The following is a 19,478-nucleotide window of genomic DNA, read 5'->3' on the forward strand; positions in this document are numbered from 1 at the left end:
TCATATGAGTGGACAAACTGAACTAGAAGGAGTTAAATCAATAAGAAGTGGTGTACTATTCGAAATAATAACTGCATTACTAGTTGGAATAGGAATCATAATACTTTTAACATCAGGAGTTTTGACTGCCGGCCTCTCTGGTTCTGCTGTCGGAGCTGCTAGTGGTATTGTTGGTACCCTCATTGGATTAGTTGTGCTAATCATTATTGGAGTTATAATTGGAATTGTAGGACTGCTAAGAATTAGAAGCGGTTTTAATATATTAAAGGCTGTGGGAAGAGATGTTGGAATTGGCGGAACTGGTGTTACATTACTACTTGTTGGATATATATTGATGGTAATTGGTGCTCTACTAGCTATTGTTTTCATTGGTATACCCATCCTTTTTATTGGTGCCATATTAGCACTAATAGGTCAAATATTGCTTGGTATAGGATTTTATAGAATCGGAGAGATTTATAATACTGGTTTAGTTAAGGTTGGAGGAATATTAGTAGTTCTATCAATAATCACAGATCTTTTAGGTTTTATTGGATACATACTAGTTTATGTTGGACTTGGAAGAGTAGTAAATAATCTGCCCATAACTACATCAGCACCAATGCAAACTTATTACCCTCCAACAACACCTATACCACAGCCTAGTACACAAGCTGTTCAAATTTACCAGGTTGGTCAAGGAGTTTTAAGGAGTGATGGCTATGCACAATTTACATTATATACAACAACACAAACAACAATTGTTTCAGCCTCTATTGAAGGAACTAATCTACAAGCAACATATATTAACCCAATCATTTTACAAGCTGGGAATAACAATATTACGGCTTACTTCGGGAACATAAGCAATTTAACGCCCGGAACAACATACATAATCAACTTAACTATTAACGCTCAAGGAAATATGATGAATATAAAAGTAACAATAGTTTACCAACCCTAAGCTATTATTTTTATTATTACCGTATATATACGAGTCTTAATGACGAGATTTTAAAAGGTAAAATATTTTATATTATTTTAAACGTAACATAAGAATGTAGGCCTTAAACCACAAATTCATTTTACAAAAATAATTTCAAAGAATAATTATCCATTATCCTGAAAATTTTGTAATTAGAGAAAAAGTTAAGGAAATGGAGTAATATTACCTTGGGGAGAATAATACCGGACTCCATCCACCCAAAAGCATGCATAAATTAAGGAAAAATCATCTTCCATCATAAACTTCAAGGCTGAAGAAGTAAAGAGAACACTTATAACAGCAGCACTTATTAGGGATTCAGTAGAAAACAAGTCTAAGGAATATCACCACAAACAGTGAGGAATTACGTGGAAGAACAACCAAATTGAACAAATGCTAGACATGATCAAGATATGATCTCAATTAAGGAATTGGGTGGTAAAAAGAGTGTAAGAATATCAATAGATTGGACATACAAGGGAAAACCAGTAGAAGGACTAAGCGGATCAGAACACGGTTACGCATGAAATTACGAAATAACGAGAGTAAAGGGAAAAATACTAATACTAGCATTCACACGCGTAGAAAAAGGAGTGAGTAGATTAGAGATAGTAGAAAAATTAATAGAACAAATCTTGGCATTAGGCCTTGAAATAGAACCAGCAGTACTAGATGTCGGGTTTTACTCAGTAGATGTGATCAACTACTTGTCAAGATTTAACTTTATCATAGCAGTACCCGTGGAAAACATCACAATTTTGACGGAGAATATACTGTAAAATCAAGGGGTAAGAAGACAGCACTAAGATTAATAGTACATCACTGTAGGGAAAAGAAATACTTGGCAAAGGGAACAAACTTAGACGTGAATAGGAGAATTGTTATAAAGTGGTATAATAAGGTTAGGACACCAATAGAGACAACATACAAAGATAATCAAATCATTCCTCATTTTCACACTATCAAGAAATTGGTTATTCAGATTATTCATCTTTATCCTAACAATGCTAATATACACACTATACTTACTCCTCAAGAGGACAACGAGCAAAGAAGACTTCCGCTTGCTATTAATTATCTTGTTATTACAAGATAATATTACTATTTTCCAAGAATATTTAGTTAAACTATTTTATCCAATTTTTAATTCCTTTGAATTATTTTCGAGGTGATGAAATTGAGGTCTAGGGTAAGATCTAATAAATTTTATTGTGATCTTCATTTAGTTTTTATGATGGTCACTAGTGATTTTTTGTATAATATCGAAGGCTTATTTTATATAATTTTTACTAACATTCACATCATTACTGAAAATCTTAAAGAGTAACATTTAACAAAAAAACAATTATTAGTAGGAGCAAAAATGGTTGAAATAATAGATCATACGAAAGTAATAGAGGAAAATCTCGATAAACTCCCTAAGCCACCAGGTGAAGTGCAAATCTTAGAGAAAAGGCATGGAAGCCTAGATGAGATAACAGTAGGATACGTAAAAACGCCATACAGTGAAGGATATGAAATAGATATCGATGCAGGCAATGGAGTACACTATGTAATTGTGCCACACTTATCAAAAAATGGCTTAATTGTAAACGTAGAAAAATTTGCCAATGTACTTAATAAAGGAGATTACTTAGAATTGGATATTAAAGCAATAATGATAACTAATGGAGCTAAATCCATTATTAAAGTGCTAGATTGCAGATATAGAATTCCCAGATTAAAAATGACTGTCGAAGAACTAGCAGACAAGATGAAAAAGGAAGGGTTAAGTTTTATAAAAATAGAAAGAATAGGGTGATACTATGCCTGAGGCAAGTGAATTAGTACTGGACTTCTGCACACAAGTTCAATGCAATGGACAACCCTGTAAGATAATTACTGACTCTATGACGTGCGGTGAGAAATGCCTTGCTGAGGCAGCTGCAGCAGACGCATGTGAAATATTCTGCTAGTGAATAAATAATGTCCCTTTTTTCTATCTTATTTTACACAATTTTACCTGCAATATTTCTCATAGCTGTAATTATCATTGTATACTCAGGAAAAATTCATCCCAATTTAAAAATAGGTATACCTATATTAGCATTTGGTATAGCACTTATAGTAGTTGGAATAGTAATTGCAAATCCACCCCTCTCTATTATAGGTTTTTTTATTTTTGTAATTTCCTTAATTTTTATGCCAAGGAGACATAGGTGGTAATAGATGTTGGGCCTTTATGACGTCAGTTCAGGCTATGGCAAAAAAATAGTCCTACAAGGCATTTCGTTTGAAATTAGGGAAAGTGGAGTTTATATTGTTCTAGGTAGGAACGGTTCGGGTAAGACAACTCTACTAAGGACTATTGCGGGAATTCTTAAGCCCATAAAAGGAAAAATTGTAAAGGAAGGTTCGATAGCTTACCTCTCTCATTCCTTAGCATTACCTAACGAGATGACGGTAAAGGAGGCGTTAGAATTCTTTTCTAGCATTTTAGGTGGGGATGTGGATAACGTGGTCGAGAAATTTGACTTAAAGGACTTACTGGACAAGAAGATTGTTGATTTATCTCAAGGGCAGAAGAAGAGGGTTTCAATTGCAAAGATCTTCTTAAAGGATTACGATATTTACCTCTTTGACGAACCTACCGAGAATCTAGACCCTATTACCGCGTCAAAGATAAGGGAGGAGATAGTTTCACTGTCTAAGTCAAAAATCGTAATTTACACTTCTCACAACCTCTACGAAGCTAGGGACATTGGGGAGCACGTCTTAGTGATAGATGGAGGGAGGCTTAAGTTCTTTAAGCCCATAAGCGAGATTAGGCTCAAGGAGTATAAGATAGGGATAAGGGCTTCGCAAAACCTCTCTAAAATACTGAACGGGGAGTACCAGGGCGAGTACTTTGTTATTACAGTTGACGACCCTTCAAAAGTTAACCAAATAATACAAGAGTTGTTAAGTAAAAATATACAAATTTATGAGATTAAAGAAATGAAGAACCCTCTGGAGGATCTGTTAAAATGATTTACACGACTTTCATAAAAAGGATGGTTAACAGAAGTAGGGCAATAACCATATACTTTTTAGTATTATCGATAACTGCTCTGTTTCTTGATTTATATGGCATATATTCAAAATAAGAATAATGAGTCCTATAATACTCTCGAGTTTTTTAATATCCCCTTCGTTATTCGGTATAATGTTCTCTTCTTTAGCAGTAGGGCTATTCATAGACGACAGACAGAACGGACTTCTTGAGTTTTTAGTAGCGGAGGGATTTAAACCAGAAAAGATTTTCTATATCTATGCAGTGTCTTACTTATTGGTATCAGTGCCAATAGATGCTTTAATATCTGGCATTTTAGGGGTTTTCATACACAATCTGGCGTATTTCGTCATATTACTGACTAACAGTATAGGAATATCTTGGATTGTTGTACCAGTTTCAATGTATTTTGCCTATCTACAGAGAGTTACTGGCAGTTCTAGGTCACTCTTAGGAACGTATATTGGTGTAGGTTTATTATTTGTACTCATATACTCGTCGACAATAGTAACTTCAGAAACGGAGGTAGAGGAGATATTATTATACTCTGGAATAGTATTCCTTGTAGTAGCAGTACTATTAACCATCTTAATAGGAAAGAATTTCAGCTCAGAAAAATTGATATCTTAAGCTAAGTTATTTGGATCCGGTAATTTCTAGTTGTTACTGAAATATTATCCGAGCTAATGATAACGAAGAAACTACATTCCAGTATAAGCTGAATCTCTCGCGAGAGCGTCCAATGCGTATTTAATATGAATAACTAAATAAAGTAAAAGTTATAAAATGCTTTTGCTTATAATTAAATTCACTTAATTACAAAAGGGTCTTTCAAGGCTCTTTTGCGAATTCACTTTATTTTTCTCATTTTTAGATTAAATAACTCTTGGAGGGACCAAGGAGTTTATACCACGGACTTAATGGAGATAATGGCATATAATCAGCTATTTCTTCATACAATTATTCTAACTCTATGAGAATATTACAATTCGCAAAAGAAACCAGACCCATCCAACGCTTGACTACGACTTAAAATATTTTAAGGCTGGATTTAAGAATTGTAAGCTCTCTTTTGCCCCCAAGGGAAAATTTTATTACCGTATACGTACAATAGACAATTATGTCTACAGTTATTAGTATTAGAATAAAAAAAGAAATAAAAGAGGAATTAGAAAAGCATGGGATTGATATTGACCAGGAGGTTAGGAAATTCTTAGAGGAATTATACTTAAAAGTTAAGGCTAAGGAATACGTTAACTCGTGGGTTGAGTTACTTAAAGATGTGAAACCCAGTGAAGAAGGGTTCTCTGAAAGGACGGTGAGGGAGGACCGTGAAAGTCATTGATTCATCAACACTAGTTAAGTTTTTCTCCAAAGAGAAAGGGTGGGAAAAAGTTACTGAAATAATTTCTGAAGGTGTAGCAACGCTGGATTTGGCAATTAAAGAAATCGCTAGTGCCCTATGGAAGAAAGTAATAAGGGAAGAAATGGATGAGAGCGTAGCAATAAGAATTTTATCTGATTTGCTTAAAAAGGAAGCAATAATTACAGTAAACCAAGACGAATATCTAGTTGAAGCATTTAAAATCGCTACTGAATATAAAATAACTGTTTACGATGCCTTATTTATAGCCTTAGCTAAATCCATGAAGACGGAGTTAATAACTTCGGACAAGAAACAGTATGATGCATCTCTGAAAGAAGGGATAAAATCACAGTTTATTTAAAGAGCATCTGCAGAGATGAAATCGCGGGATTGAAAACATTATAAAATCACAGTTTATTTAAAGAGTTAACAAAGAATTTAAGTACTCTTAGTCATTGGTGTTAACGCTTTCTGTGTTTAGGTGAGCTACCCCGCCCTGAACGGTACTCCCAAAATCACCTCCTTAAAAATAAACCTGTAGTATTAGTAAGCGTTTCCTCTGATTTATTTAAATAAATCTCTGCCTCAGATATATTTTCAATAATTTTTGAAATTAGTGATTTGAAAGTCCTCATTTTCACGTTATCCTTGAGGATCGTGTACAAGGAGTAAACGAGCACGGCAAGTAAGAAGATTAACATGCGGAAAATGAACTTTGTTGAACACGTAAAGGGGAGGAACGATTTAACACTCCTATAAGACGTTTCTATCGGATTCCTCACCTTGTTATATAACTCCAAGACCTTATTCTTGGGTAAATCGAGATTTGTAGCCCTAGCGAAGTAAACAACCTTCTTCTTTTTCCTCTTGATCTTCTCCCTGCGATACACGATCAGCCTAAACTTAACCTGCTCATCCTTACTACGCCTCTTACTATTCGTAATATATTCACCATCAAACTCCTCGTAGATCTTGACATCACCAACGGGAACTCCAATAATGTAGTTGAACTGGGATATGAATTTTATCACCTCAACCGTGTAAAATCCTGCATCAAGTGTTATCAGTTTAATCCTAAATCCCATTGCAACCACTTGTTCAATCAAGACCTTGACAATCTCATCCTTTGTCATCCCATTAACTTGCGGTATGAAAGCAAGTATGAGGATTTTTCCTTCGTATTTCGTTGTAGCTGTTGCGTAGTTCCACGAGTATCCCTTTTCTGAGCTTCCCAAACCTTCTACAGGTTTTCCGTACCAAGTTATTGTTGTCCAATCTATTGATAGTTCTATCTCCTTCACGCCCTTAAGTGTTTCGAGTGAGATTTGTTTCACTTGTTCCAGTGTTTTTTCCGCTACTTGTAACCCTTGTTCTTCAACGTAATTCCTCACCGTTTGTGGTGATACGTTGTAAGCTCTGGAAACGTTTTCCACTGAATCTTTGTGTAATGATGCTGAGATCAAGGTTTTTGTAACTTCCTCTCCCTTTCTCCCTTGGAAGTTACTCATGGAAATTAATTTATACCCTATTTGTTGAGTGTTTAATGAGGGAATTGGCATTACCATGAGCCCTTATGGTAATACCGATTCCCTCGCTTTAAACCTTTTTTCCCAATTTGTTGAATTCTTGATGTTGTTATAAACTTGGTTATGTTCAACAAATTTAATATTGTTCAATCAGAATTATTTTTGTAAAATGATTTTGGGAGTACCGTGAAGGCGGAGCTTCCTGCTTCATAGCCCCACCTTGCCCGTAGCTTTTCGCTACGGGTAGAGGGTAGAGCTCCACAGGCACTAAGGATGGCTCCCACCCCGATCTCTTCAACATGTTTAAGCAAGCGTTATAGTCACGATCAGTAACCCAACCACACTTAGGACAGCTGAACACACGGTCAGTCAAAGTTAACTCTTTCTTTACATACCCACATTTGGCACACATCTTTGAAGTATATGCTGGGTTTATTAACAACAGTTTCTTTCCATATTTTTCCAACTGATATCCTAGTATTCTCTTCAACTCATGGAATGCAACATCGTGCAACCTCATCCTCAACTTCCTTTCTGACTCCTCCACCAGTTGTTTAACATCTATATCCTCCATTACTACAACATCATAATGTTGTGCAAACCACTTACCCAACTTCATATAGAGGTCTTGTCTCAAGTTCTTCAAGTGTTCATAAGCCCTAGCCAACTTCACTTTTGCTTTAAACCAATTTTTCGACAAGAACTCTTTCCTCGAGAGAACCTTGTGGAGTTTCCTTATCTTCTCAAGTGCCCTCTCATAAGGTCTCAAGTTAGGGAAATAGAATCCATCACTCGTGGTTAGGAGTTTCTCTACCCCAACATCTATTGCAACTACCTTACCAGTCTTTGGGAGTTGAGAGAATTCAACACCTTCAACCATGAAGGAGACATATACTCTCTCTGAACGTGTTAGCTTAACTACCACCCTCTTTACTTTGTCAAACGGGAAGTCCCTATGAACAATGACCTTAAACACGCCGAGATTTGATAACCTCAATAACACCAGCTTCTTCTTATTCTTCCTACTCTTAGTCCTTATTTCCCTGCTCTCAAGTATTTTCCATCCACTTTGTGGGTAAACAAGAGAGTAGTACTTATGGGGTTTCTTCTCCTTAGGAAAGTGTGCCAGACCTTTGAAGAACCTATCCCTAGCATCGTAATAACGATCGGCAATTTGCTGTACTACTTGTGAGTAGAGTTGTTGGTACTCCTTATCTTGCTTTCTTAGATCTAGAGCGAGCTGTCTTAACTCCGTTTGTGTAAGACCCTTTCCGTCCCTTTGGTAGAAATAGATATCTGCCCAGCGTAGGGTGTTGTACATCTCACATGCTAACCTCAACTGGGCTTTTAACGCCCTAATTGTTTGATCGTCAGCATATGCACGAAAGCGGAACCCTACGTTGGGCATTAATAAAATGTTCGAGAGTGGATTAAAAAATATTTCTACAAAGGGGGCTATCCATCCCCGCCTTAAAAGGCGAGGTTTTTCGCCCCCTTTGAACCCCTAAACTTTATAACAATTCCTTGGTTCGAGTAAGCTCAATAGGATTTAACGTATAATGAAACATTTTAATCTAAACTAACTTTAAGTTATCTCCGCCCACACGTTAATAAACTTCTTATGCAAATTCCCATACTCCTCAACCGTAACAACATGGATCTCAAAGTGATCACACACGTTCACAGCCTAATGCATGATCACGAAAATTCCACTCCTATCCCATTCATCCTCAATATCAGGGAATATAATTAAAATGTTTACGTCATTACTGTTTCTGTAATTCCCTTTAGCGAAGGAGTTTCCTATAAATGCTAATGAAGGAAATAAAGTCTTTTCTCGCTAAATTGAAAATTTTTATTAATTTATAAATTAATATTATAATTTTTATAGTAAGAAAATATGCTTTAACTACTGCCTTCATGTTATGTAACTTTAGAACTATCGTCTGCCTTTTAAACTACAATTAAGTACAATTTAATTAGTTATTATTTAAAATTAATAACTTAAATTGAAGAAATGATTGCAGTAAAAAGTTTTTAATCGCTCAATTTGATATATATTCTAATGAGCAAAAAAGATATACCAATTAAATTACCTATAATCGATGAACACTTATCAGTGTCGCCTGTAAAGTTAACACAATATGAAACCGAAATAATGCTAAGATGTAAAATTTGCAATCAGCTAGTTCCAGCATCAGGTGCATTAGAACATCAATTATTTCATAAAAACAAAGGAGAAGATGCTTGTTTCACAGTTGAAGCACCATCAATAAAAGGAGAAAGAAGAAATAGTAGTCCTACTGAGATTATGTAAAGTTAGTTTAAGAAAAAATTATTTTCTTTCTTTTTATTTTTCTATTCTGGTGGTATTTCAGTGAAAGTATACTTTATATCAATACCTTCTTTCCTTAGCCTATACCATCTCATAACGTAATAAATTACAATACCTGCAATAAATGGAGAAGCTATTATAGTCCAGGTTTCTGGATTCATAACTATTCCTAAATACACCGTGGAATTTCCGAACCAAATATAACCGTATAAACTCATGACAACAAGATCAATTGCAGATATTACAAGCATTAGTCCTCTATTTCCTAACTCCATCCCATTACCTTTTATATTAGCTACTATAGAAGCAATAATCACTATAATAAATCCGAAAAGTAATGCCATAGCATCAGCTGTATCCATACCGTAGAAGAATACCGCACTTAATGGTGTTACAGTTATTGCTACTAAACTACCTATAGTTATTACCTCATCAATTAGATGGGCAACAACTGGAGAGTGAAATCTTTCGCTAACATAAGAAACTATAGTTGGCATTGCTTTATCAAACGCTATAGCCATAAAATACCTTGAAACAAATAATGCTACAGCAAACATTATAGCTAGGTACCAGAAGTAAGAACCTATTACTAGAAATAAATCCAATGGTAAACTCTTAAATGCGACAACCGTATCAAATATCGGATTTAATAATGCTGAGTAAGAAGAAGATGTAGACGATAACACTCCAGCACCTATAAAAAACGCTGGTTGTAAAGAGCTAACAGAGGATGCTATAAAGTAAGTTATTAGCAGACCCGATACTACTAAAGCCCCAAAAACTCCTAACTTAAAGGATCTACTACCTCCTCTTACTTCACCAGCCACAGAAGTCGCACCATTTACAAATGGTAAGAAAGACGCCGTGAATACCATTAACCCTAATGTTGCAAGAATTGGGTTTGCAAACAGTGGTACAGCCTTAGATGCAGAAGAGACTACAGAAGAGTAATTAAAACCGGCGGAATTTATTGCGGAAGGAGTTACAAAATGCATTAAAGCTCCAGTTAAAATAAATGTTATTATTGCAATTACGGTAACCCCTCCCATTATATGATTCGTATATTTAGGTAAGAATATGTTTATAGCAATTACAGTGCTAAATGTTAACGCACCAACTAGCAGTATTACATAAGGATTAGATAAAGTAGAAGCAATAGATGCGTAAGGATTACCAAAATTAACAGCCAATGCAGAAAATCCAGTTTGTAACTGACCAACACCATCATAAACTATGGCTGCATCAAAAATCATTTGAGATATTCCAAACACTAAACCTACTCCTACACCTATCGCTGGTGGTAAAACTCTACTGGCAAAAACATAGTCTGCTGCAGATCTTTGATATTTTTCAGAAATTTTAGTCCATAGATAAGAGTGTGGTAGTAATACAATCCAACTTAATAATGCTCCTAAAACTATTAAACCGTTAGGAGATACAGAAAGACCGGTTAAATAAGATATTGGTAAGACATAAAAAGCTATAAAACCCATACTAATAAACATAGCGGTTAACCAATTTATTTCTCTTACTAAACCTGAAGATTCTCTTGCAAAAAGTAGACTTTTTACTTCTTTTTTATCACTTTTTTTATCTACAGCCATGAGTAAATAGAGGTTTAAATCTCTTATAAATATAAATTGGTTTTTCACAAAAAGTTTCAATTTATAAAAACCAATTTTTAAACATCTTTTATTTTTACCTTGAATCCTTAATCTGCTTTTTACGTAAATGTTTACTTTCAACTTTAAAAATAAAATATAATTATAAATTAACCTTACAAATTAACATAAGATCAGTGTATATTATACGTTCTAAATATATAGAAATGAAGAGTCCTAAACATTGTTTAAAAATTACTAAAAATAGTTAAGCATATCTTACGTAACTTTTTAGCATATTTCATTAAATATTTTTAAAGACATTATGAGGATTCATGTTTATGCTGGTTAATGTTAAAGCAGAATACAGCCCCCTCAAAAAAGTTGTTGTAGCATCTCCAGGGGGTGAAAAATACAAATTAACACCAAAAACAATATATGAACTACAATATGCTGAAATTCCAGATCCAGTGGAATTAAAGGCTGAACATGACGAATTTATAAAAAAACTTAAGGATAATGGAGTAGAAGTAGTAAATTTAAGGGATGAAATAAAGAAATTAAATAGAGAGACTTTAGAAAAATTAGTTTTACAGAGAAGTGAATGTAAATTAAACTTAGATAGCCTTGATAGGGAAAAACTAGCGGATATACTTATCTCTGGTTTATCCGCACAAGAAGCAAGAGAATTAGGTGCAAACTTACTATTAACTGAAAGCGAAGAATTCTGTGTCAAACCATTGGTTAACGTAATGTTTACGAGAGATCCAGGAATGGTTATAGGGAAAACTTATATTATGGGAAAGATGAGATGGGAATCGAGAAGAGATGAACCCTTAGTATTTAAGGAAATCTTAAAACCAGAAAACGTATTAGAAGTTAGGAACGGTTATTTTGAAGGCGGAGATTTCTTCCCTCTTGACGGAAAACTAGTAATGGGATTTGGGACAAGAAGCAGTGGAATAGGAGTAAGTTCTGTTGTACCTAAATTAATCGAATTGGGAGAAATTGATGAAGCAATACTTGTAAAACTTGAAACACCAGAATTACATCCAAACAAGGGAATAGGGCATTTAGATACTGTATTTGGAATACCCTCAAAAGATGTCATAGTCTATTATAAGTCATTGCTAGATAACATGAAAGTTTATATTTATAAAGGGAAGGACATAGTAAGGGATCAAAGACCTTTAAGGGAAGTACTTAAAGACTATCTATCTAAGGATTTAAGAGTAATTAACATAGGAAACGCTGAATATTTCTCTGAAGAAAGAGAGCATTGGTTACTGGCGAGTAATATAATAGTTATAGATAAAAGTAAGATAATAGCATATGAGCATAATAGAATTACTAATAAACTTATGGAAGAAGCTGGAATAAAAGTAATAACTTTTAAAGGAAATGAAATAATAAAGGAAGGAGGAGAAAGAAGCGGACCTAGATGCATGACTCTACCAATTGAAAAGAACTGAAATAAAAATTGAAAAAATATAATGAAAAAGGATTAATATAAGGGCTGAAAAGAAAAGATTATTTTTAAAATTTGTCGTTTATAACTTTACATTTTTACAACATATATTTTATAAATATATATATCGTACACGAAAATCTACTACTATAAAAAATAAGTAAAGGTATAAACTATTTTTTAGGTTTTTTCATTCTTCTAGCTAAGATATATGAAATAACAAAAACAAACCCAAAAACACTAATGGTAGCAATTATTTGTGACAATATCATATGCTAATATTAATAAAATAATACTAATCTTACTTTTTAAAGTTGTAGTCTATCTTTTTATTTAATTAACTTCTAATTTCCTAGGATAATTTCTGCAGTAATGCGTATTTTGCTAGAATTCTTTTTAATATATTGCGAAATAGCCTCTACTCAGTTTGCCTCCCTTCTAATATTAAATCTAGGAATAATTATTGGAGTACCAATAGTTGCTCTTATACTCTACGAAATTATAAAAGAGTACGAGAAAAAAAGATTTATCTTTAACATTCAAGGAAATACCACCAGAGTAAGATTAGATTGAATTATCTAATTGGCTATATAATCTTTTTTCTTTTTCTATTAATACATTTGCTAAATTATTATAAGCTTCTTCCCAGGCTTTTAACACATTTTCTGGTGGGTTTAGTATTTCTTTTATTGCTTGTAATAACGATTCCCCAACTAATGGATAGTGTTCTGGTTTTACACCCGCTTTTACATGACTTTTAGCTACTACGTCTAATATCTTATCAATCTTCGCTATATTTTCTATGTTGACAGCATACAAATAAATTAGGTTTGCTAATTTCTGGTGTTGATTGGATGGAGCATTTTTGAATAAGTCCTTAGTTTCTGGGTATTTGGTGAAAAGTATTTCATACATTCTTTTAGTTATTATTTCTCCTTTAGTTTCTAGTATAGGTAGTGTACTTTTAACTATTTTTATAGTCTCACTTCTTATTCCAACTTGCATTTTACTCTCGTATTTCATATTTATTAAACAATTAATTAAATGTTGTCTTCTTTTCAGTTTCAATTCTTTTAATTGTCATTATTAATTCACAGTATAATAGCTTAAAAACAAGACTGCATTAAAAAATGTTTAATATCACATAGCTATAATTTATATAAGAGTCTTATATGATATTATTTTTATTAATTTTAAGAAAATAAAGAGATCACTAAATCTCTTTAGATTATGTGAGGCATAACTAAAAATTTTTCAAATATCGTGTTTATTTACATGCTTTATTATGATAAAATATCATGACGATTTAACACTAGTTCGCCAGAAAGATCGAATGATATAAAAATTATTTAAAAAGAAATAAAAGGGGAAGAAAATGAAATACTCTGATAAATTTAAGCTATTATACCCAGAAAGATTTAAAGGAATTTACAGCAGTAGAGGAGATAATGATTTAATCTCAATAAGGATAAGACAAGGAAAAGAAAGAGACCCTTCTACTTGGTGGTATTATCAGCTAGAAACTTTAGGAGAAATATCAAAAAGGTTTGGAAATGGTAAAGTTCATTTTACAACTAGAGGAGACATAGAGCTTTATGGTATTCACTTGAGCGATAAAGAGAAAGTGTTAAAACTACTTGAAAGTGTTGAATTAGACCCTAGGGACTCTTGTGGTGCATCTGTAAGGAATGTATTACCTTGTCCATCTTATTTATGCCCTTATGCAAAAATTGATGCCACTAAAGCTGCATTAGATATCGCAATTTTCTTTAGACATAATCCTGAGTATGAATATCCTAAACTACCTAAGAGGATAAAAATTTCCATTTCAGCTTGTGAGAAAGGTTGCTCTGCACCAGTAATTATGGATGTAGGTATAGTAGCTAGAGGGGAAAACATCTTTGATGTGTATATAGGTGGAGGAATAGGAGATCATGATTTTGAAGGAGTTAAATTATTTGAAGGAGTTACATTAACTGAAGCTAAAAAGATTTCAATAGCTGTAGCAAACATCCTAAAGAGAGAGAATGAGAAAAGAGGATTTAAATGGGTTGTACAAAAATATGGTATACAAAAAATAAAGGAGTTAATTTATGAAGAAATGAGAAAAATTGAAATCGAAGAAGTAAAGACTATACCCCCTAAGGCTCTTAATGCAAGAATTATGGTTGTTAGGACTAAAGGCAGTTGGTTAGATTGGGAAGATGTAATAAAAGTAGCTGAAATTGCAAAAAAGAACTTTGGTTTTGTTTCACTATTTAATACACAAACAATATTTATTCCAGTGAAGGAAATTCCTAAAGATGCTGAAATAATAGAGTATCCTTATTTAGAAAAAGAAGTAGAAGCATGTATTGGTGATGATTTTTGCCCACCAGCAATAATTTCTACTACGCAAATAGCTGAAGATGTTTTAAAAATAATTGGAGATAAGAAAATAAAAATTCACATTTCTGGTTGTTCTCATTCTTGTGGGAGACATCAAATAGCAGATATAGGTTTTGTAGGAGTTATGAGAAATGGAAGGAAAAGACTGAGAATTTACGTGGGCGGTAATAATTATAAATTGGGTAAAGTCGTAGGAGAGATAGATTTAGAACATTATCCTATTGTTGTAGAAAAATTGAAAGAACTCAATGTAAATGACATAACTAAGGTAAAAGAGGTACTTGAGCAAATACCGACTTTTACACAAGTGAATGAAAATGAATAAAGGTTTAGTTTCTGGTACATTAGCTTTCTTTTCTGGATTCTCTGCAGTTGCACTCTTCGGCATAACTGTATTAAAGGTAGAACCTATTTTAAAATTAAATCTTATTGAAAGTTCTTGGCTAGTTGCAATACCTTTAGTAACTGGAGCTTTCTTAAGAATACCTTTTTCTCTTCTAGTAAATAAACTAGGTAAATGGGTCTTATTTATACAGTTATTTATTGGACTAATTGGACTTATAGGCATTATATTTACTTTAATCGATATTAGTACACTACCTAATTCATATGATTTGTTACTACTATTTGGTGCAATAGCTGGAACTGGGATTTCGACATTTTCAAGTGGTATAACATACGTTTCCTATTTTTATCCACAAAGAAAACAAGGAACAGCATTAGGTATATTCGCAGGTTTAGGTAACACTGCACCTGGAATATTTACGGCAATACTACCATTAGCCTTAGCAAAATTAGGACTTATATATTCATACATAGCGTGGGCCATATTTTTAGGATTAACGATAATACTTTTTGTAATTCTATCTCCATGCCCATCATATCTAAAGTATTTAAAGGAAATAAAAAGAGAAGATAAGATTAAAGAACTTCTAAATGTAGAAGGGCTAGATATAATACCCTTATCTTCATTAAAGGAATCCATAGAAGAAAGTATAAAAAATCTTAGAGTATGGGCTTTAGTCCTAATGTACTGGACTTCTTTTGGCGGATTTGAGGCATTAACCGAATGGTTACCTACGTATTGGAAAGAGTTCATACATATATCCCCAATAGAAGCTGGTATATTAACTGGAGTATTGTATTCTTTACTAACAGCACTAATAAGAGTTCTAGGTGGATGGTGGTCAGACATTTTTTCTGGAGAAAGAGTAACCGTTATATCATTTTTAATTATGATAATAGGGAGTTTAACATTCGTTTTAGCATATTCATTTTTAATTGCCGTAATTGCTGAAATAATTATGGCTCTTGGAATGGGCATAGCTAACGGAGCTATTTTCAAATTAGTGCCCAAATATGCAAATAGAGCTATTAGCGGCGCTTCTGGATTAGTAGGAGGTTTAGGATCTGCAGGAGGATTACTAATTCCCCCAATTATGGGATATATTGCAAGCATGTCTAATTTTTCATTAGCATTTACAGTTTTCTTATTTTTAGGTGCAATATCACTTTTCCTTTCATTAAAACTGTTAAAAATAGATAGGGTGAGAGAAGCTTGAGTACCATATGTCCTTATTGTGGAGTTGGTTGTAAGTTAAAAATTAAGGATAATAAGATATTTCCAGATAATTATATAACTAATAAGGGAATGATGTGCGTTAAAGGAGCAACGCTATTAGATACAATAGATTCTGGCAGAATACTTCATCCTTTGCAAGATATGAAGGAAATATCCTGGAGTAAGGCCACTGAAATAATTTCAACAAAATTCAGAAAATTCTATAAAAAAGATAAAAATTCCTTAGGGATATACATTGGTGCACAAATACCTACTGAAGATCAGTATCTAGCTGTAAAATTAGGTAAGGGATATATAGGCACACCAAATTTTGATTCTAATGTTAGACTGTGTATGGCTAGTGCTGCTTATGCCTTAAAATATTCCTTTGGAGATCCATCACCTACAGCATCTTATGATGAAATAGAAAGAGCTGAAACATTCTTTCTTGTTGGTGTAAATCCAGCATCTTCTTTTCCAGTATTATGGAATAGAATAATTTCCTCAAGAAAGAGAAATGGTGGAAAAATAATAGTAATAGATCCTATACTTACGGATACTGCATCACAAGCTGATATTTACATTAAGATTAAGCCAGGTAGAGATATAATACTCCTAATAGCAGTTTACATAAAATCCTACGCTTGGAAGGTTTTTAAATAAACCATTCTCAGTAGTGAATATTATTACTATAAAAACGATAGAACTTATCCTATTTACTAAAATTAGATATAAGTATTAGAAAATTTTTTGTAAGAAAAATCTTGTGCAACGATTTTCCAATAAATGCTACTCCTAAATTCAATAGCTAATGTTCTTTTGAATAGTGTTAAAATTATTCCAGAGGGTTTTGACGAATTTAAAGAGATAGCAACCAAGTACGTCCCAGAAAGAATCTCTAAGATTTTAAACATAGACGAGAAACTGATAATTTCAATTGCTAGGAGAATTAATGAAACTAAAACGCTTTTTATGTGGGGAATGGGAGTAAATCAGACGCCTAGAGGTGTTGATACTGGCATCTTAATATCTACATTAGCTATTCTATCTGGCAATATAGGCAAACCAGGTACTGGAGTTTTACCACTGACTGGACAACATAATTCTATGGGTGCAAGAGAAGCTGGAGCATTAGCCGGAATGCTACCGGGTCTAAGATATATCACTAATGAGAAAGAAGTTATTGAAGTTGAAGATTATTGGGGTTTGCCAAGATATTCAATCCCAAGAACGTTTAACACGATTACAGAAATGTATAAGTTAATGGAAGAGAGAAAAATCCGTGGGCTATGGATAATAGGAACTAACCCAATAGTTTCTTTACCCCGATCAAGAAGATTTAAAGATTTACTCTCATACGTAGATTTAGTGGTAGTTCAAGATGCATATTTTACTGAGACAGTAAATGAAGCAGATATCGTTCTACCAGCTGCTAGCTGGTTAGAAAGAGAAGGTATACATACTGCAGGAGATAGAACAGTTAGCTATTTGCCAAAACTAAAAGAACCTATAGGAGAAAGTAAACCCGATTGGGAAATAGTAAGAAATATAGGGATAGAGATGGGATTTCCGCTTTACTATTCGTCAATTGAGGAAATATTTAATGAGTTTAAAGGTTTAACAAAAGGAAGAATTGATGATATATCAAGTTTAACTTATAAAGATCTTGAAAAAGGATATAGATGGCCAAATAATCAATCAGTAATTATACCTAAGATTTTTAGGACTAAAGGAATACATTATGAATTGGAATTGGAAATAGATGATAATTCAATATATATTATAACTGGAAGAACAGAGATACATTGGAATACTAGAAGTAGGTCTTCAAGGAGTTGGTTATTGCAAAGACTAGGACAGGATAATTATGTCTTTCTAAGCAATGATCTGTGCGAGAAGCTAAGGATAATATCTGGAGAAGAAATTGAGTTAAAAACAAGAGAAGGATCAATTAAAGGAATAGCAAAGTGTAGTGATAGAATTTCTGGAAATGTACTCTTTATGCCATTTCATTGGGGCAAGGCAAACACTATTATGGACTGGCAAGTAGATCCAATAAGTAAGGAACCCGCATTTAAAATGCTTAAAGCTTATATCTCAAATAAACTTTTACCAAACTAAGAAAAAATGGAAAATTTATCCAGTAATAAATTGATGCGCTTTTATTTTATCTCCTTCTACAACTATGTATACACCATGAAATATTCCAGATGAGTATTCACTACCAGGATTTAAAACTAATGTTCCCGCTACTTTATCAAAAGCTCTTGATTCATGGATATGTCCATGAATTCCTAGAAGTGGTTTATACTCTTCAATAATTTTTCTAACACTTTGTGAGCCAACATGGGTCATCAGTATGTCACCACCTTTTACAACTGGTTTAAGATTCTTATCCAATAAAGGAGCATTATCTAGGTTCGTACCAAATGGAGGAGCATGAGTATTTAAGATAACTTTTGATGGATCTTTAACCTTGTTCATGATACTTTTTAATTCTTTATATATCTCATCCTCACTCTTTTCCCTATAAGTATTCCAGGGTGTTGGATTAACATAACCATAAGAAATCATTTCAAAATTGTCAAATTGAATTATAAAACCTTCAGTAGGTTTAAATATTGAGTCCTCATTAACAACATCAAACATATACATTGGGTCATCATTACCTAAATTAAAGTATATTGGAATTTTAACATCTTTATATCGTTCTTCAGCCAGCTGTATCCACTCCTTAAATCTTTCGATTATCGCTGTCCTAAATGCCTCATCAACTTTCTTCTTATCTTGAAGCATATCCTCATACCCTTTTTTATCAACTATAATATAATAGTTACCATTGTTCTTAATTTGTTTTGTGATATTTTCTAATCCCTCTCTACCCACTTGTGCTCCTTCAAATTCATATTTTCCATTACCCAAATCAATGATAGGAATTAATGCCTTTCCAGCTAAATCACCACCTATTATCATAACATCAACTTTTAACATTTTACCAACATTTAAAAACTTTCTAAAAGCCACATCTGAAGCATGAAGATCGCTCGTGAATAAGATTTTTAGCTGGCTTTTCTTATCAATACCTTCTGGTTGTTTTCTCTTAAATAACCCCATAAAAGAAAATCATAATTGTAATATATAAATTTGAGTTTAAATAATCGCCAGTATTAACCTATCAATAGCTATAAAGTATAATTTTCACCACGTTTATTGAATATGATAAATTACGTTAATGTTC

General features: G+C 33.2%; 22 protein-coding genes. 17 read left to right on the forward strand and 5 right to left on the reverse strand.

Translation table 11 applies throughout. From position 1 onward, the window contains the following. The first annotated feature begins 4 nt into the window (after nucleotides 1-4). The 10 genes from D1869_RS05740 to D1869_RS05775 all read left to right on the forward strand — a co-directional run bounded on the left by D1869_RS05740 (nucleotide 5) and on the right by D1869_RS05775 (nucleotide 5,722). Nucleotides 5-943 (forward strand): DUF973 family protein, encoded by a 939-nt coding sequence (locus tag D1869_RS05740; protein ID WP_156014304.1) that lies wholly within the window; start codon nucleotides 5-7, stop codon nucleotides 941-943. A 315-nt stretch (nucleotides 944-1,258) separates the two neighbouring features. After that, entirely contained in the window at nucleotides 1,259-1,324 is a 66-nt protein-coding gene (locus D1869_RS15400; RefSeq protein WP_231113798.1) for a hypothetical protein, read from the forward strand. A gap of 233 nt (nucleotides 1,325-1,557) precedes the next feature. Continuing rightward, nucleotides 1,558-1,743 carry a hypothetical protein gene (locus D1869_RS15405; RefSeq protein ID WP_231113747.1) on the forward strand — a complete coding sequence of 62 codons (186 nt, stop codon included), beginning with the start codon at nucleotides 1,558-1,560 and terminating at the stop codon, nucleotides 1,741-1,743. 62 nt (nucleotides 1,744-1,805) lie between these two features. Next, a complete protein-coding gene (locus D1869_RS15410) occupies nucleotides 1,806-2,060 on the forward strand; it encodes a hypothetical protein (RefSeq protein ID WP_231113748.1) in 255 nt (84 codons plus the stop codon). A gap of 267 nt (nucleotides 2,061-2,327) precedes the next feature. Continuing rightward, nucleotides 2,328-2,765: a hypothetical protein gene (locus D1869_RS05750; protein WP_156014305.1), complete on the forward strand. Its 438-nt coding sequence runs from the start codon at nucleotides 2,328-2,330 to the stop codon at nucleotides 2,763-2,765. Nucleotides 2,766-2,929: 164 nt separating this feature from the next. Continuing rightward, nucleotides 2,930-3,169, forward strand: a complete 240-nt coding sequence (locus tag D1869_RS05755; RefSeq protein WP_156014306.1) for a hypothetical protein — start codon at nucleotides 2,930-2,932, stop codon at nucleotides 3,167-3,169. A gap of 3 nt (nucleotides 3,170-3,172) precedes the next feature. Then, a complete protein-coding gene (locus tag D1869_RS05760) occupies nucleotides 3,173-3,973 on the forward strand; it encodes an ATP-binding cassette domain-containing protein (protein ID WP_156014307.1) in 801 nt (266 codons plus the stop codon). 121 nt (nucleotides 3,974-4,094) lie between these two features. After that, entirely contained in the window at nucleotides 4,095-4,625 is a 531-nt protein-coding gene (locus tag D1869_RS05765) for a hypothetical protein (RefSeq protein ID WP_156014308.1), read from the forward strand. Between the two features lie 490 nt (nucleotides 4,626-5,115). Next, nucleotides 5,116-5,340, forward strand: coding sequence for a type II toxin-antitoxin system VapB family antitoxin (gene vapB, locus D1869_RS05770; protein ID WP_156014309.1), 225 nt, complete (start codon nucleotides 5,116-5,118; stop codon nucleotides 5,338-5,340). Then, nucleotides 5,327-5,722: a type II toxin-antitoxin system VapC family toxin gene (locus D1869_RS05775; RefSeq protein WP_156014310.1), complete on the forward strand. Its 396-nt coding sequence runs from the start codon at nucleotides 5,327-5,329 to the stop codon at nucleotides 5,720-5,722. The genes vapB and D1869_RS05775 overlap by 14 nt, the downstream gene beginning before the upstream one ends. Nucleotides 5,723-5,876: 154 nt before the next feature. Here the strand turns inward: D1869_RS05775 and D1869_RS05780 are convergent, their stop codons facing one another. Beyond that, complete coding sequence (locus D1869_RS05780) at nucleotides 5,877-6,920, reverse strand: ISH3 family transposase (protein ID WP_156015894.1); 1,044 nt, start codon at nucleotides 6,918-6,920, stop codon at nucleotides 5,877-5,879. A 103-nt stretch (nucleotides 6,921-7,023) separates the two neighbouring features. Then, the gene (locus tag D1869_RS05785) at nucleotides 7,024-8,295 is read right to left on the reverse strand and encodes an RNA-guided endonuclease InsQ/TnpB family protein (protein WP_156014311.1); all 1,272 of its coding nucleotides are present in this window, start codon (nucleotides 8,293-8,295) and stop codon (nucleotides 7,024-7,026) included. A gap of 657 nt (nucleotides 8,296-8,952) precedes the next feature. Here D1869_RS05785 and D1869_RS05790 point away from each other — a divergent pair. After that, nucleotides 8,953-9,204 (forward strand): hypothetical protein, encoded by a 252-nt coding sequence (locus D1869_RS05790; RefSeq protein ID WP_156014312.1) that lies wholly within the window; start codon nucleotides 8,953-8,955, stop codon nucleotides 9,202-9,204. A 41-nt stretch (nucleotides 9,205-9,245) separates the two neighbouring features. Here D1869_RS05790 and D1869_RS05795 read toward each other — a convergent pair whose 3' ends face one another. Further along, nucleotides 9,246-10,826, reverse strand: a complete 1,581-nt coding sequence (locus D1869_RS05795) for an APC family permease (protein ID WP_221267158.1) — start codon at nucleotides 10,824-10,826, stop codon at nucleotides 9,246-9,248. Nucleotides 10,827-11,164: 338 nt separating this feature from the next. Here D1869_RS05795 and D1869_RS05800 point away from each other — a divergent pair, with 338 nt between their 5' ends. Beyond that, nucleotides 11,165-12,295 (forward strand): arginine deiminase family protein, encoded by a 1,131-nt coding sequence (locus D1869_RS05800; protein ID WP_231113750.1) that lies wholly within the window; start codon nucleotides 11,165-11,167, stop codon nucleotides 12,293-12,295. Between the two features lie 368 nt (nucleotides 12,296-12,663). Continuing rightward, nucleotides 12,664-12,864 (forward strand): hypothetical protein, encoded by a 201-nt coding sequence (locus tag D1869_RS05805; RefSeq protein ID WP_156014314.1) that lies wholly within the window; start codon nucleotides 12,664-12,666, stop codon nucleotides 12,862-12,864. Here D1869_RS05805 and D1869_RS05810 read toward each other — a convergent pair. Next, the gene (locus tag D1869_RS05810) at nucleotides 12,856-13,296 is read right to left on the reverse strand and encodes a globin domain-containing protein (protein ID WP_156014315.1); all 441 of its coding nucleotides are present in this window, start codon (nucleotides 13,294-13,296) and stop codon (nucleotides 12,856-12,858) included. The genes D1869_RS05805 and D1869_RS05810 overlap by 9 nt on opposite strands. A gap of 370 nt (nucleotides 13,297-13,666) precedes the next feature. On the opposite strand from D1869_RS05810, the gene D1869_RS05815 reads away from it, so the two are divergent. The 4 genes from D1869_RS05815 (at nucleotide 13,667) to D1869_RS05830 (ending at nucleotide 18,361) form a co-directional block, all read left to right on the forward strand. Then, the gene (locus tag D1869_RS05815) at nucleotides 13,667-15,004 is read left to right on the forward strand and encodes a nitrite/sulfite reductase (RefSeq protein ID WP_156014316.1); all 1,338 of its coding nucleotides are present in this window, start codon (nucleotides 13,667-13,669) and stop codon (nucleotides 15,002-15,004) included. Further along, entirely contained in the window at nucleotides 14,997-16,241 is a 1,245-nt protein-coding gene (locus D1869_RS05820; RefSeq protein WP_156014317.1) for an MFS transporter, read from the forward strand. The genes D1869_RS05815 and D1869_RS05820 overlap by 8 nt, the downstream gene beginning before the upstream one ends. Continuing rightward, a complete protein-coding gene (locus tag D1869_RS05825) occupies nucleotides 16,238-16,903 on the forward strand; it encodes a molybdopterin oxidoreductase family protein (RefSeq protein ID WP_156014318.1) in 666 nt (221 codons plus the stop codon). The genes D1869_RS05820 and D1869_RS05825 overlap by 4 nt, the downstream gene beginning before the upstream one ends. 156 nt (nucleotides 16,904-17,059) lie before the next feature. After that, the gene (locus D1869_RS05830) at nucleotides 17,060-18,361 is read left to right on the forward strand and encodes a molybdopterin oxidoreductase family protein (protein ID WP_184651074.1); all 1,302 of its coding nucleotides are present in this window, start codon (nucleotides 17,060-17,062) and stop codon (nucleotides 18,359-18,361) included. 15 nt (nucleotides 18,362-18,376) lie between these two features. On the opposite strand, the gene D1869_RS05835 is transcribed toward D1869_RS05830, so the two are convergent. After that, nucleotides 18,377-19,354 (reverse strand): metallophosphoesterase family protein, encoded by a 978-nt coding sequence (locus D1869_RS05835; RefSeq protein WP_156014320.1) that lies wholly within the window; start codon nucleotides 19,352-19,354, stop codon nucleotides 18,377-18,379. Between the last annotated feature and the right edge of the window lie 124 nt (nucleotides 19,355-19,478).

Origin of the sequence: Sulfurisphaera ohwakuensis, from assembly GCF_009729055.1 — an archaeon.
Taxonomy (GTDB): domain Archaea; phylum Thermoproteota; class Thermoprotei_A; order Sulfolobales; family Sulfolobaceae; genus Sulfurisphaera; species Sulfurisphaera ohwakuensis.